Here is a 14,390-nt window from a genome sequence, read left to right as displayed (position 1 = left end):
TCGCTCCTTCGCGGACGTATGACTTCGCCAGGATGCGGGACTGCCTGGGGACGAGTCATCGCCAGCACGTGCATACATGTCTTGCCCTTGCGTCTACGCGATGTCCGGGCATTCCTTGGTGCGGTACTCCCGCGGCGACATGTCGTATTCAGTGCGGAATATCCGGCTGAAGTGGGCGGCGTCCGTGAAACCCCACCGGGAGGCGATGGTGTGAATGGGCGCGGTAGCCATCCTGGGGTCGGCCAGGTCGGCGCAGGCGTGCTGAAGGCGTCGGCGGCGGATCGATGCGGCCACCGAGATGCCCCGCTCCTGGAAGAGCCGGTGCAGATAGCTGACGGATATGTGGTGGGCGGCCGCCACCACTTCCGGCGCGAGCCGGGGGTCGCGCAGGTTCTGCTGGATGAAGGCGTCGATGCGCAGTGTCAGCGTCCGCCGGTGGGACTCCGGAGTGAGGTTGTCCTCCATCTCCAGCGCCTGGGCAAGGACCGCCGACAGCAGATCCACCACGACGGTCCCCAGCCTGGGGCCGTCGGCGGGTCCGTATGAGGAGGTGTCCGTGGTCAGCTGGGCGATGAACCCGAAGAGCAGGGCGATGATTCCCTCGCCGCCGGGCATACGTCGTGCGAAGAGCCTGTCGACGCTGTCTGCAGGCACCGACAGCAGGGCCTTGGGAACGAGGACCGAGAACCCGGTCAGGCTCCCCTTGCCCTCGTCGGTCTTGACCCACGACTCGTTGGGCCGCGAGGTGTCCAGGAGCACGAGATCGTACGGGTGGTGCGTATCGCGGCGATCGGTGCGGCCCAGTTGCTGCACGACGTCAATGCTGCCCTGGCCAAGGAGCGACACCTGGTACGCCTCGGGATCGGACTGCCGGATGAGCTTCGGTGTCCGCCGGACGGTCACCGATGGGGCATGCATTGACCTGACTGCCACGCTTCCGAGGCTCAGGACGCGATCGGTCACGCGGAAGTCGGACGCATGCTCGCTCGAGACCTCCACGGGCACATGGGTCTTGAGGAGATATTCACGCCAGGCCTCGAACCGGTCCGCCACGGGCAGATCCTCGGTCCGGAGCACCGTCTCAAGCATCGAATTCCTCCGCCTGCCTTGCTGCTCCTGGCATGGTCCGGAGCGCGGCATCACAAGAGGATTGAACACCAACGGCAGCGCGGCGACCTGGGCAGGGAACCGCTGAAGCCCCGGCTGGACGGGGGGAGACCAGCCGGGGCCGTAACGCGGTGACGTGCGGAGGGCGGTCGCCTCTCGGCGGAAGGCTCCATGGGGCTTCAGCCGGACGATCGTCCCCATGGGCTATAGGTGAGGCCCGGGGACACCATCCCCTCCGCAGCCACATATTGATGAACGGTCAACCGCCTCGGGTTGTTCCTCGCTCCGTCCGGGTGCCGCTGTGAGGTGGGGCACCCGCCTCAACGGGTGGGGTCACTCGAGGAAGTCTGCGATAAGGATGGCGAATTCGTCCGGGGTGGCCAGCCGGATACCGAGGTCTTCGGCCTTGGCCCGCTTGGATCCGGCGCCCTCTCCGGCGACGACCAGGGTGGTCTTCTTGGAGACGCTGGAGGAGGAGCGGCCGCCGGCCCGCTCGATGAGCTCGTTCATCTGGTTGCGGCTGAGCTTCTCCAGCACGCCGGTCATCGCACCGGTCACGACCACCGTCATCCCAGCCAGCGGCCCGCCCGCCGCCTCCGCACCCCCCGCGCTGTTGTCGGTGTCGCCGGCGGAGAGGGCGGGTGGCGTGGCGCCGGGCTCGGTCATGTTCACCCCGGCGGCGGCGAGTTTGTCGATCAGCGGGGCGAGGTCGGCGAGCTCGGCGACGATCGAGGGTGCCTTCTCGGTGCCGATGCCCTCGACCTGCTGCATCGCATCGGCGTCCGCGGCGCGGATGTGGTCCATGGTGGCGAAGTGCCGGGCGATACGGCGGGACATGGAGCGGCCGGTGCCACGCACCCCGAGCGCGCACAGCACCCGCGACAGCGGCTGCTCCTTGGCCGCGGCGATGGCGGCGAGGAGGTTGTCGGTGCTCGTCTCACCCATCCGCTCCAGCCCCAGAAGCTGCTCGCGGGTGAGGACGAACAGGTCGGCGAGATCGGCGACGAGGCCGGCGTCGACGAGCTGGACGACACGGGTGGCACCGAGGCCTTCGATGTCGAGCTGGTCGCGGCCGGCCGCGTAGGACAGGGCGGCCACCAGGTGGCAGTTGCGGCCGTTGGTACAGCGCCACCGCTGCTCGCTGGTGTCGATGCCGGCCCCACAGCGCGGGCACACCTCGGGGAAGACGATGGGCTGTTCGTCCCCGGTGCGCAGGTGGGCGACCGGGGCTTCGATGCGGGGGATGACGTCACCGGCCCGGTGCACCATGACCTGGTCGCCCAGCCGCAGGTCGCGGCGGGTGATGTCGGCCGGGTTGTGGAGCGTGGCATAGGTAATGGTGGCGCCGTCGATCTCGACCGGCTCCAGGACGGCGCGCGGGGCGATGATGCCGGTACGGCCCACGTTCCACTCCACCTCGAGCAGCCGGGTGATCTTCTCGACTGCGGGCAGCTTGTAGGCGATCGCCCAGCGCGGAGCACGCGTCCCGGATCCTGCCGCCTGCTGGTCGGCAGCCAGGTCGGCCTTGATGACGATCCCGTCGATCCCGAACGGCAACTCCGCCCGCAGCGCGGCGATCTCCTGCACCCGGGCCAGCACCTGCTCGACGCTGTCGGCGGTGGTACCGGGTACGAGGGTGGTGGCGGTGGTGTTCACCCCGTACGCGGCGGCCTGCACCATCAAGTCGCTGTGCGCGAGCCCGGACAGCCGGACGGCAAGCTCCGTCTCGGTGTCGGCCAGGGGCAGCAGGCCGTAGCCGAAGAACGTCATCGGCACGGTGTAGGCGCGCTCCTTGGCGCGCAGGGTGCCCGCGGCGGCGCCGCGCGGGTTGGCGAACGGCTGACCGCCGTGCGCAGTGCGCACCTCGTTGCCGTGCTCGAACTGGGCCGTGGTCATCAGGACTTCGCCGCGCACCTCGACGGTGACCGGCTCGGCGAGCTCGGTGGGCAGGCCCTCGATGGTGCCGATCGCGTGCGAGACATCCTCGCCGGCCGTCCCGTCCCCGCGGGTGACCAGCTGTCTCAGGCGGCCGTCCGTGTAGCGGGCCGCGATCGCCAGCCCGTCCAGCTTCGGCTCGACACTGAACCGCTCCACCTCGTGGCCGACCCTCCGGGCCAGCGAGGCGGTCCAGGCGCTGAACTCCTCCGGCGAGAACACGTTGTCCAGGCTCAGCATCGCCACCGTGTGCGGGACATCGCCCTGAACAGCGCCGCCGGCGACCTTCCCCGTCGGCGAGTCGGGCAGCACCTGATCGGGATGCTCTGTCTCCCACGCGGCGATGCCGCGCACCAGCCGGTCGTAGGCGTCGTCGTCCAGCACCGAAGTCCCGCTCGCGTAGTAGGCGGCCGACGCCTTCACCGCGTCCTCGACCGCCTGCGCGTACGCGGCGGCATCCTCGATCACTGCAGCTGGTGTGGTCATGCCCGTCATCCTGCCTGCCACCACTGACATTGATACTCGTGGCGGCTTCCGGCGGTCGTGGCTCAACCACTGATCACGGCAGGAGGCAACCCCGAACGCATGCGGACCGAGGCTTCCTTCGCCGCCCGCGAGAGGATGCGTGACGCCTTCTCCAGCTGCGGCAGCGTGGACATCCGTTCCTTCTCCGTCTTCCGCTTCCCCATGTCGGCTTGCCGCCGGGAAGGGCCTGTTTCCCTTTCTGTCCCATGAGGATGAGGCCTTTCAGTCACTCAGCGTGTGCTTCGTATCTCTGATGCAGCTGCGATGTGGCGACTTGAGAAAGGGTGGCGCGCCCACACCGTCCGCTCAGCCGGCCTTGCTGTCAGCGCTCTGTGTCATCATGCGGACGCGTCCCAGGGGAGTGGGCCGCGGTCTACTGATTGCCAGGGGGGTGGGGATGGGTGCGGGTAAGGAGCCGGACGGCTCGTCCAGGTCCGACGAGGAGTGGGAGCGGTTTCTTCGCGAGTCGGTGGCGGGTGCCGCCGACGCGCCCAAGGAGCCGTCGGCGCGGGCCCGCGACGTGGGGAAGCGGCTGGGCGCGGAGCCCGGCCCCGGCCTGGAGGGTTGGCGCAGCTACACGCCCGCGCGGCCCCAGCGGCGCACGGGCTGGCACGTGGTCGGACTGCTGGCCTCGCTGGTGCTGCTCGTGGTGGCGCTCGCGCCGGGGCGGATAGCGGACCTGTTCGCCGGCGACGACCCTGACTCCCCGCCGCTGGCGGCCGAGACCGCCAGCCCGACCCAGGCACCCTCGGCGGAGGCGGCCCAACGCCCCACCATGGACGAGCCGTTCCGCGGTTCGCCGGCGGCGCGCTGGACGAGCGGGGCGGCGGGGATCACCGTGCCGAAGGCCGGGGAGGTCGGCTGGATGAGCGCGGCCGAGGTCGAGCGGGCCCTCGCCCGCAGTCGGGACTTCCTCGTCGCGTCCGGCCTGGATCGCGGAGCGCTGCGGGGCGAGCGCCCCGAGAAGGCGATTGCACTGATCAACCCGCACCAGAAGGATGTCCAAGACTTCCTGAAGACCGCTTTCCGAACCCCGAGCGAGAAGAACGACCCCCTCCTCCTCTTCAGCCGCTTCCAGCCCTCCCGAACCCACCTGGTCGGCGACGTCGTGAAGACCCGGGGGCGGCTCACCTACCGGGAGGGCGAGCGCGGCGCGCTCCAGGTGACCGCCGACGTCACCTTCGTCTACCCGGTCACCCGCGCGGAAGCGGGCGGCGACGACGAGATCGTGCGCACGATCGTCCGGCGCGAGCTGGTCCTGAGCTGGGACGACCCTGACAAGGTGATCACCGAGCCGGGCACGTTCTCGCTCGTCTCGTACAAATACGACATGACCAACGGCGGCTGCGGCGCCCCCACGGGCTACTTCACCCCGCCCTTCGGCACGGACCACCAAGCGGACGAGACCAGCCCGGAGCTCGACCCGTACGACCGCAGCGCGCCGGTCGGGCGGGGCGAGTTCTCTGGGGACGAGTGCGGGAGAGCAACGCGGTCCTAGGTGTACTCGGCCGGGAGGTTGGTGACACGCCTGCTGTCCGGGACCATTCTCGAGGGTGCGGGGAGCACCGGGCTCGGCTCCGACACCGTCACGCAACAGGGGGCCATCCCCGCGGGCGCGGGGATGGCCCCAGCCCCAACTGCTGGGCGTGGGACGTCAGCTGGTGCTCCCCGCACCCGCGGGGATGGTCCCAAGGCCAAGCAGGCAGAGACGGCCGCCCAGAAGTGCGGTTGCGTCCATGGAGATGGTGTACGGGTTCGACCTGATCCGGGGGTTTGCTCCGGCATCGGGATGGTGCCCGCATAGATGAACGGCCACCGGCTGATCTTCGAAGTGTCGAAGCCTCGAAGGAGATCAGCACGATGACCGCACCCGACAGTCTGCCCCTGCACGCCCTCGCGGAAGACAACCTCGCCGCGGCGAGTCCCGATCTGCTGCGGAGGCACTTGGTCTGCCTCCCGAGAGGGAGCCGAGAGGGAGCCGAGAGGGGTCGGCTACTCCCGGAGGAGGAGACACCGACCCCTACGGCGAGCGGACGGGATCAGCTCAGGCCGAGGTTCGACAGCGCGGTCGTCCAGTCCGTGACGATCGCGTCCTGGGCGTCGGCGAGGGTGACGGTGCCGGCACAGACGGCCTTCTTGAGCTTGTTCTCGACGGTGTCCTTGTTGGCGGCGGTCTTGGTGCCGTACTCCGGCTCAGGCCAGAGGTTGAGCTCACTCTTGGGGGCACCGCCGAGTTCGAGGGGGACGAAGTGGTCCTCCTCGTAGTCCGAGGTGCTGGTGTCCGTGTAGCCGTACTCGACGATCTGCTTCTTCTTCAGCGCGGTGGTGTAGGAGCTGGATGGCCGGACGGTCGCGGTCCACCCGGAGACGCAGATGGTGGAGTCGATGGTGGACTGAGTGACGTCCGGGTTGAAGTCCCCGGGCTGGCAGCTGGAGTCGGGGAGGGGGAGGTAGTCCTGGCTGCAGCTCTGCGCGTGCGCGGTGCCGGCTGCGACCGTGAGGCCGGCGGCAGCGAGCGCGAGGGAGGAGAGGGCGGTGACCAGTGAGCGGGATATTTGGGGCATGGGGGGATCTCCCGGAGCGGTGCCCGGCAGGAATTCCGGGCGGTCGTGAGCATGACAGCATCGGGATCATCTATGCGGGTAGAGCCCTTTGCCGGTCGCGAAGATCCCTTTGTTGAATGTTTGAATACGACGGGACTGACGGAGGGCAAGTCATGGCCCGCGCTTGGTTGTCGGCATCGCGCGCCGGGCCCGGTGACGGCCCCCTCGTAACGTCAGCTCCATGACCACGTTGACGCTTCTGCATCCCGGCGCCATTCCGCTGGCGCTGGCGCCGCCGGGCCGCACACACTACTCAGGCCGCTGACATCGGCCAGGGGTGCGGATTGCTGGGAGTGACTTCGTAGGTCAAGCAGCGAGTTGGTAGCGGGCCTGGTGGTTGCGCTGGTGCTCTTGGCCCAGATGGTAGGTCCAGTAGCGGTCGAAGTCGCCGTTGGCGAGCAGTGCGCGGATTTTCAGGGCGGCTTCGGCGCCGGCGCTCCGCCCGGCCGTCGACGCGTTCGTCCGACAAATTCGCTACCCGGCGGCCGGAGCGCCGTGATACACAACCGCCGTGCATAACATCTTGGAGTTCCCCGAGGTCCTGCGGCTGATCGAAGACCGCTCGGCCGCGTTCCGCGCTGCGATCGCGTCCGCCCCCGACCTTGACGTCCAGGTCTCGACCTGCCCGGACTGGACGCTGCGCGAACTGGCGCAGCACCTCGGTGACGGCCGCCGCCGCCAGGCCGCCATCGTCGCGGCGGGCCCGGGCGCTGAGCCCCCGGCGAGGACGGATCCGAAGGGCGCCCCGACCGCGCCCCGCGACCACGAAGCCCTGGACGCCTGGCTCGCCGAGTCGACCGAGCTCATGCTCGACGCGATGCGCGAGGCCGGCCCGGACCGCGGCTGCTGGACCTGGTGGGGCCGCTCGCAGGCCCCGGAGACCAGCGGAGCCGTGGCCCGGCACCAGATCCAGGAGATCGCCGTCCACACCTACGACGCCCAGCTCACCCAGGGCGCCGCACAGCCGCTGCCGACGGACGTCGCGGTCGAGGGCGTCGACGAGTTCCTGACGACCGTCTCGGCGACGACCGTCCCCTGGCCGTTCAAGCCGGCAACCATCGACCTGCACACGACCGAGGGCCGCTCCTGGCGCCTGACCCTCAACGCCGACGGCGTCCGCTGCGACGACCTCGCCGCCGACGCGGAGCCGGGCGACATGGCGATGCGAGGCGCGGCGAGCGAACTGGTCCTCTACTTCTACGAGCGCGTCCCGCTCGACGGCCTGGAGACCACCGGCGACACCGAGCCGATGGAGCAGCTCGCAGACTGGGACCCGAACGCGTAAAACGCGCACTTGTGACGCATCTGTCGGTGGTGCGGGCGCCACTGGGCCCGGGGTTGCGGACATCGCGCGGCTGCGGGCAGGCTGCGGGCCTGCTGTTCAAGGGCGAAAGGCGCACCTGTGGGCGGCTGCCGCTGCACTGGGGGACACTGCGCGGCGCCGGTGCTGCTGTTCAAGGGCGAAGGGCTCTCGCTCGTCCTGACGCCCGGTCAGCGGGCCGACTGCACCCAGTTCGAGGCTGTCAGTGAACAGATCCGGGTGCCCCGCCTGGCCACCGGCCGGCCTCGCGCGACACCCGGCAGCGTCAGCGCCGACAAGGGCTACAGCAACCGTCGCACCCGCGCCTACCTGCGTGGACGCGGGATCCGGTACGTCATCCCGGAGAAAGCCGACCAAGCGGCCGGCCGTCTGCGGCGCGGGAGCACCGGTGGCCGGCCACCCGGCTTCGACAAGGAGCGGTACGCCAAGCGCAACACTGTCGAGCGGGCGATCAACAAGCTGAAGCAGTTCCGCGCGGTCGCGACCAGATACGACAAACGCGCCTACGTCTACCTCGGCACCGTCACCGCCGCAGCACTCGTCATCTGGCTCCACTCATGATCGCCAGGACAGCCCCTAGATGATCAATTCCAAGGGATGCCTGCGGAGGGTGTGGGGTGGGCGGCGGCCGAAGCCAGGGCGAGACGGTCAGGCGGCGGGCTGCCGGCCCTGGTTGTCGAGGTGGCAGCGGGCGGTCAGGCGTCAGGGTCGACTTCGGGGTGCGTGAACCGCACGGGCTTGCCCAGCGACCGGGCGTAGGCGATTTCGGCTCGGGTGCTGTCTCCGATGTAGTCGCCGACTACGAGCACCTCATCAGCGAGCCGGATCTTCGCCCGGTGCAGATCGTCGAGTCGAACCTTCAGCGCCTCGGCCTCGACAGGATCGGACCAAAGTTCGTGCGGCGACTTCATGTCACAGCCCGGTTTGACGACAATCTTTCCGGCTTTGGTCTCCCGCAGATCGACCTCGTTCATCTCGGTCATGAAGCGGGTGGAGCCGCAGATCACGACGATACGCGGGAGGCTCAACAGCTTCTTCGCGTCGGCGAGCTTCTCCTCGGGGGTGAGCAGTTGCGGGTATGACACTGGTTCCTCCTGGTGGTGTGGTCCAAGGGGTGCCTGCGGAGACGAGAACGAGGGTGTCCAAGATCGTTTTGTGACGAACGACGTGGACACCCTCGCGACAGCACGCTATGCGACGAGCGACGACATGCTGAAGGAGCATCCCGACCTGGCGCCGTGGCGCCCGCCGGTCGGCATTACGCCCCGCCTGAGCGATGCCGAACTGGTCACCCTCGCCACGATGCAGGCCATACTCGGCCACACCTCCGAGGCCAAATGGCTCCGCCATGCCCGTGCCCACCTGCGCCACCTCTTCCCCTACCTGCCCCAGCAGCCCGGCTACAACCAGCGGCTGGGCAAGGCCGCCGGTCTGATGCGAAGCATCAACCGGATCCTGGCCACCACCTCGGTGTGGAGCGACGACGTATGGGTCGTGGACTCCACCCCGGTGGAATGCGGCCGCTCCCGCGAGACCGTCAAACCCTCCGACCTGGCAGGTTGGGCCGAATACGGCTACTGCGCCAGCCACAGCCGCTTGTTCTGGGGCCTGCGCCTGCGCCTGCACCTGGTCTGCACCCTTCAGGGCCTGCCCATCGCCTTCGCCCTGACCGGGGCCAAGGCCGACGAACGCGAGACCCTCCTTGACCTCCTGGCAGCCGAATGCGAGCTTCTGCGAGAGCGCCCCCGACAGACTCTCATCGGCGACAAGAACTACTTCGGCCGTGGTTTCGAACGCGAACTGTCAGAGCATGGAGTCCAGTTGCTGCGGCCTGCCCGTAAAGGTGAACGGGAACGGCCTGGCGCAGCCCTGTTCAAGCCGCTGCGACAGGTCATCGAATCGATCAACGAGACCTTCAAGGGACAGCTTGACCTCGAACGGCACCGAGGGCACACCCCCGGAGGTGTCATAGCCCGCGTCATGCAACGCATCCGCGCGCTGACCGCCGCGATCTGGCACAACGACGCCACCGGACAAACCGTCCTACGCTCACTGATCGCCTACGATCACTGATCCCTTGGACTAGATCATCTAGACAATCTGGGTGGGCTCCGTGATCCTCGGCCTCACAGGCAGGTGTGATGCGTGCTCGGTGCGAATGCGAGGACGCGGGTTCAGTCCTTGCCGAAAGCTGGGCGCCGCCCCAGGCGGTCTGTTCGTTTAGCCACTCAGCCCGGTGCGGTCGCCGGGGACTCCGCCTGCCGAAAACCCGGCAGGATCAAGCTCAGCACGGCCGCGACGGCAGTCGTGGCGGCGAAGACGCCGACCGCCCAGGCGCCGGACGCGTGCTGGATAATCAGGCCGGCGATCAGCGGCGCCAGCGCTGCCAGCGCGGTGGCCGCCATCATCACGGTGCTGATGACTCGGCCGCGCATTTCCTCCGGCGCTCTGCGAAGCACCACGGCAACCAGCGCGGCGTTCGCGGCCGGCGCGAGCAGCAGCGCCAGGGCGACCGGCGCCGCCAACAGTGGTGACGGGATGAGCAAGGCCGCAGCGCCGAACAGCAGGGCCCCTGCCATGGTGATCGTGGTGGCCAGGGTTGCCAGGCGCATGCGCCGTTGCAGCCGGGGTGCGACCACCGCGCCGAGAAGCCCGCCGGCTGCGATGGCTGCTTGCACCAGGCCGATCACCGCGGTGGAGGTACCGCCCTGTCGCATCGCGAGGGTGATGCTGAAGATCACGCCGCTGAAGGCGAAGTTCAGCAGGGGCGTCTGGATCACCGCCGCTCGCAGAATTGGCACCTGCCAGACGACCTGCAGGCCATCGGTCACCTCGCGCCACAACGCCTTGCGCCCGGCCGCGCTCTCCGGGCGGAACCGCCCGCGGATCCGGCTCACCGTGCCGAACGAGACCGCGTAGGAGACGGCGTCGGCCAGGAACGGGACGGCCCGGCCCACCCCGAACAGCACCCCGCCGAGCGCCGGGCCGGCCAGGCTGGCACCGTACGTCCGGGCTTCGGTGGCCGCCCACGCCTGCTCGAGCTGGGCGTCCGGCACGATTCCCGGCAGCGCGGCAGCGGCGGACGGGTCGAAGATGGCACCAGCAGCCCCCTCGATCAGGCTCACGGCCAGGACCACCGGCCAGGATGCGAGATCCAGCACGATCAGGATGCCGAGCAGAGCCAGCAGGACGGCGCGCACGACGTCACAGATGATCATCGTCAGCCGCCGGTCGAACCGGTCCGACAGCGCCCCGGCGGGCAGCTGCAGGCATAGCAGGGTAATGGCCCGCACCGTGCCCACCACCCCGGCGAGCACCACCGAGTGGGTCAGGGCCAAGATGAGCAGCGGGTAGGCGATCCCGCTGATCTGCGTGCCGGTATCGGACAGCAGTTGGCCGATCCACAGCATCCGGAAGCCCGTGTTGCGCCGGAGCGGAACCTGTCGTGGCACATCGGTGGCTATCTCGATTCCGCTGGCGTCGCTCACCCTCAACACGATAGGCGCCGAGGTCGTCGCCCAGGTGTCGGATCTTGGACAGGGAGCCGGGTGAACGTCGAAAGGCGCGACCGTCCATGATCACGTTGATTCCACTCAGCATGATCGTGAAGGCCGTGCCCGCATGCCATCCTGCCCGGCCCTGCCCACGTCCCGCCAACTCGCCGAGCAACACGGCCTCGCTGCCGAGGAGTTGTGCACGCCCGAGACGCTTCCCTCGCTGCTGGACGCGGTCCGTACCTCCCCGATCCGCGCACGGCGCACCTGGTCGCCCACCCCTTGCCGATGCTGCTCGGCCTGGTCGCCTGCGCCCTGTTGTGCGGGGTGCGCTCGGTCCGCGGCGTGGTCCGCTGGGCGAGCGGCCAGGGCGCGGGCACCCTCGCTGCCCTCGAAGTCCCCAACATGCCCCGGACACACTGCCGGTGGCCACCACCCTCACCCGCGCGCTGGCCCGGGTGGACGCCGACGCGTTGGACGCCGCCGTCGGTGCGTTCGTGCAGGCCCACACCGCCGACCCCGCTGGCCGGCATCGCCGGAGATCCCCCCGTGCTGCAGCTGGCAGCGGACGGCAAGACCGTGCGCGGCGCCCGCGATTGCGAGGGCCTGCAGCTGCACCTGCTCGGCGTCTACCAGGTCGACCCGGGTGTGATGCTCGCCCAGCGGGAGATGCGCCACAAACCGCACGAGACGGTGCACTTCACCGCCGCTCTCGACCTGATCGCCGACATCACCGGCGCGATCGTCATCGCCGATGCCTTGCACACCGTCGCCGGCCACGCCCACTACCTTCACCGCCGCGGCGCCTTCGGCCTCTTCCCCGTCAAGGAGAACCGCTCCACCCTGTTCGCTCAGGTGGGCACCCTCGACTGGGACGAGACCACCAACTCGCACATCGCCGTGCACCGCACACAGGAGACCAACTCAGGCCGCCACGAGATCCGCATCGTACGAGTGCAGCCCCTCACCCTGGGGCAGGTGAACTTCCCGCACGCCATCCAAGCCCTGCTCGTCGAGCGATACACCACCGGACGCGGTGACGGAAAGATCCACACGGATGCCGAACTCGGCATCACCACTGCCCCACTCGACGTTGCCGACACCGCCGCCTTCGCCCGCTGCGTCCGCGGCCAGTGGGCCATCGAGGCACAGCGCTTCGTCCGCGACGTGACCTTCGGCGAGGACGCCTGCCGCGCCCGCACCGGCAGCCTGCCCTGGGCTCTGGCAACCTTCCGCAGCCTGGCGATCAGCCTCGCTCACCTCGCCGGGTGGAGGAACAACGCCGCCGCCCACGACCACTACCGCAACCATCCCGCCGACGCCCTACGCGAACTCAGTCTCACCGGATGAGCACGCATCACGCCTGGCCTCACAGGTCTCTGCGGGATCTGGGGCTCCGTCGCGCTGTGGGGTTACCGGCGCCGCATACCTGGCTCCGCTCCGTCCTGACCGGATCTCTCATGATGCGGTTTCCCCGGACGACTGTAGGCCCGCAATTGGAATGTCCCGTTCCACTGAGGCGACCTGCGTGTTTTCGCCTGGTCTCATTCGTGAGCCACGGTATTCCCTCTCACGATCTTGGCCCTTCGGGCCCGGTCCATACTCGACCTTGACGCCCGTTGCGGAAAAGGGATGCTGGCGCCAATCCCTGGGCCGTGAGGCATTCGGCATCGAGGTGCAGTGTGCTGAACAGGTTCCGGGATGGGGCGGATGGTGGTGGCCGTGTGGGGCAACGTGCTGCCACCGTGCGGCGTCGGAGGAGGTAGCGGTGGCGCGGATGAACAAACCTCAGTGGGGACTGGTCCGATGCTGTGGGCCGTCGCCCGCCGGGGCGCCGACCCGTCGGCGCTAGCGGGTGAGGGCGTGTGCGCGTGCCTCGTCGAGCAGTTCCCGCAGCGTCGAAGTGTTTGGTGCGATGGCGGTGGCGAGCAGTGCCGGGCCGCCTGCCAGCGGTGCGAGGAGGGCACACCCGTCCTTGCTGCCTTCGCCGAGGAGTAGGGGGTCTCGTCGGACGTTGAGGCGCGGGTCCACGATCAGGAGCTGGCCGACGGCGCGGTGCCTGTTCAGGACGGCCGGGCCGTCCCAACCGCGTTCTGGTGCCCCGTATGCCGTGTGCTGGTCGAGTAGCGGGCGTCCGGCGCGGTGGACCAGGATGCGGCTGACGAGGTGGCCTGGTTCCTCGTCGGCCCGGCCCAGGAGCTGCTCCTCCCGCAGTGCCAGCCGTGCGGTGGCGGCGAGTTCGACGGTGTATGTCTGCCGCAGGTTGCTGCCGGCGGCGCTGATCAGTGGCTGTGGTAGCCAGCGCAGATGGGCGTGTTCTCCGGCGGTGAGCCGCACGTCGTAGGTGGCCGCTTGGGTGGTGGGGCCGCGCAGGGCGAGCGTGGCGGCAGCCGTGGTGACTTCCAGCTCGGCCCGGTCCTCGGCGGTGATGTCGAGGGTGAGCCGGTCGCCACCGAGCGGGGCGCTCATCGCGCCGATGATTCCCACCGTGGCGGCGTTGCCGTCGGTGCGCATGCGCCGCAGGTGGAAGGGGCCGTCGCTGCGCAACTGCGGGAGAGTGGTGACGCGTCCGTTGTGCGCGGCGCGGATGCGGGCCGTGGCACGTACGCCGTCGGGGTGCCCGGCCGGCTCCTGCGCGCCGGGTGGGGGGCTGTTGAGGTCGGACGTGGCCCGGGTGGAGGCGAGCGGGGAGGAGGGGCTCATACGGCTGCCCCGGCGCGCCACTGGGCGAGGTGGCCGCTTACCCAGTCGGCGACTTCGCGGACGCCGTCGTCGGAGGTGAGGCTGGTGAAGATGACGGGAAGGTCGCCGCGCTGTCGTTTCGCGTCGACGGCCATGGTGTCCAGGTCGGCGCCGACGTGCGGGGCGAGGTCGGTCTTGTTGACGATGAGGAGGTCGGCGGTGGTGATGCCGGGGCCGCCCTTGCGGGGGATGTCGTCGCCGCTGGCCACGTCGATGACGAAGATCTGCACATCGACGAGGCCCTTGGAGAAGGTGGCGGTCAGGTTGTCACCACCGGACTCGACGAGCACCAGGTCCAGGGGGTGGAGGGTCTCTTCCAGGTGCTCGACGGCTTCCAGGTTGGCGGAGATGTCGTCGCGGATCGCGGTGTGCGGGCAGGCGCCGGTCTCGACGGCCGTGATCCGCTCGGGCGGCAGGACGGCTTCGCGCAGCAGGTACTCGGCGTCCTCGCGGGTGTAGATGTCGTTGGTGACAGCGGCGATGCACCAGCGGTCGCGCAGGGTGCGGCAGAGCGCGGCGACGGTCGCGGTCTTGCCGGAGCCGACGGGGCCGCCCAGGCCGACGCGCAGGGCACGGCGGCTGCCGTCGGGCCGGGTCACGGAAGCGCTGGGGATGTGCTGGTGAGGCAGCGAGTGGTCGAGGTGCATGGCAACTCCGTTGGGA

The 14,390-nt window shown here is 69.4% G+C and carries 12 protein-coding genes; 5 read left to right on the top strand and 7 right to left on the bottom strand.

Going from position 1 to position 14,390, the window contains the following annotated elements:
- Window positions 1-93 precede the first annotated feature (93 nt).
- Together OG303_RS02230 and ligA are read right to left on the bottom strand one after the other, a co-directional pair.
- Window positions 94-1,089 carry a helix-turn-helix domain-containing protein gene (locus tag OG303_RS02230; RefSeq protein WP_405864149.1) on the bottom strand — a complete coding sequence of 332 codons (996 nt, stop codon included), beginning with the start codon at window positions 1,087-1,089 and terminating at the stop codon, window positions 94-96.
- Between the two features lie 351 nt (window positions 1,090-1,440).
- Window positions 1,441-3,528 carry an NAD-dependent DNA ligase LigA gene (ligA, locus tag OG303_RS02225; RefSeq protein WP_405864147.1) on the bottom strand — a complete coding sequence of 696 codons (2,088 nt, stop codon included), beginning with the start codon at window positions 3,526-3,528 and terminating at the stop codon, window positions 1,441-1,443.
- Between the two features lie 436 nt (window positions 3,529-3,964).
- On the opposite strand from ligA, the gene OG303_RS02220 reads away from it, so the two are divergent.
- The gene (locus tag OG303_RS02220) at window positions 3,965-5,065 is read left to right on the top strand and encodes a hypothetical protein (protein WP_405864146.1); all 1,101 of its coding nucleotides are present in this window, start codon (window positions 3,965-3,967) and stop codon (window positions 5,063-5,065) included.
- Window positions 5,066-5,606: 541 nt separating this feature from the next.
- Here OG303_RS02220 and OG303_RS02215 read toward each other — a convergent pair.
- Window positions 5,607-6,131, bottom strand: a complete 525-nt coding sequence (locus OG303_RS02215) for a hypothetical protein (protein WP_405864144.1) — start codon at window positions 6,129-6,131, stop codon at window positions 5,607-5,609.
- Between the two features lie 550 nt (window positions 6,132-6,681).
- On the opposite strand from OG303_RS02215, the gene OG303_RS02210 reads away from it, so the two are divergent.
- Together OG303_RS02210 and OG303_RS02205 are read left to right on the top strand one after the other, a co-directional pair.
- Complete coding sequence (locus OG303_RS02210; protein ID WP_405864142.1) at window positions 6,682-7,455, top strand: maleylpyruvate isomerase N-terminal domain-containing protein; 774 nt, start codon at window positions 6,682-6,684, stop codon at window positions 7,453-7,455.
- A 117-nt stretch (window positions 7,456-7,572) separates the two neighbouring features.
- Complete coding sequence (locus OG303_RS02205; protein WP_405864140.1) at window positions 7,573-8,052, top strand: transposase; 480 nt, start codon at window positions 7,573-7,575, stop codon at window positions 8,050-8,052.
- 134 nt (window positions 8,053-8,186) lie between these two features.
- Here OG303_RS02205 and OG303_RS02200 read toward each other — a convergent pair whose 3' ends face one another.
- On the bottom strand, window positions 8,187-8,576 hold the full coding sequence (locus OG303_RS02200; RefSeq protein WP_405864138.1) for a hypothetical protein: 390 nt from the start codon (window positions 8,574-8,576) through the stop codon (window positions 8,187-8,189).
- Window positions 8,577-8,646: 70 nt separating this feature from the next.
- Between OG303_RS02200 and OG303_RS02195 the strand changes: the two genes are divergently transcribed.
- Window positions 8,647-9,564, top strand: coding sequence for an IS982 family transposase (locus tag OG303_RS02195; RefSeq protein ID WP_405864136.1), 918 nt, complete (start codon window positions 8,647-8,649; stop codon window positions 9,562-9,564).
- Window positions 9,565-9,719: 155 nt separating this feature from the next.
- Here the strand turns inward: OG303_RS02195 and OG303_RS02190 are convergent, their stop codons facing one another.
- On the bottom strand, window positions 9,720-10,979 hold the full coding sequence (locus OG303_RS02190; RefSeq protein WP_405864134.1) for an MFS transporter: 1,260 nt from the start codon (window positions 10,977-10,979) through the stop codon (window positions 9,720-9,722).
- A gap of 204 nt (window positions 10,980-11,183) precedes the next feature.
- On the opposite strand from OG303_RS02190, the gene OG303_RS02185 reads away from it, so the two are divergent.
- Window positions 11,184-12,335, top strand: a complete 1,152-nt coding sequence (locus tag OG303_RS02185) for an ISAs1 family transposase (RefSeq protein ID WP_405864132.1) — start codon at window positions 11,184-11,186, stop codon at window positions 12,333-12,335.
- Window positions 12,336-12,833: 498 nt separating this feature from the next.
- Here the strand turns inward: OG303_RS02185 and OG303_RS02180 are convergent, their stop codons facing one another.
- The gene (locus tag OG303_RS02180; protein WP_405864130.1) at window positions 12,834-13,688 is read right to left on the bottom strand and encodes an urease accessory protein UreD; all 855 of its coding nucleotides are present in this window, start codon (window positions 13,686-13,688) and stop codon (window positions 12,834-12,836) included.
- Window positions 13,685-14,374: an urease accessory protein UreG gene (gene ureG / locus OG303_RS02175; RefSeq protein ID WP_405864128.1), complete on the bottom strand. Its 690-nt coding sequence runs from the start codon at window positions 14,372-14,374 to the stop codon at window positions 13,685-13,687. The genes OG303_RS02180 and ureG overlap by 4 nt, the downstream gene beginning before the upstream one ends.
- Window positions 14,375-14,390: the final 16 nt, after the last annotated feature.

The sequence above is a fragment of the Streptomyces sp. NBC_00005 genome (genome assembly GCF_045160215.1).
GTDB lineage: Bacteria > Actinomycetota > Actinomycetes > Streptomycetales > Streptomycetaceae > Streptomyces.
This window is presented reverse-complemented; position numbering and strand designations above follow the sequence as displayed.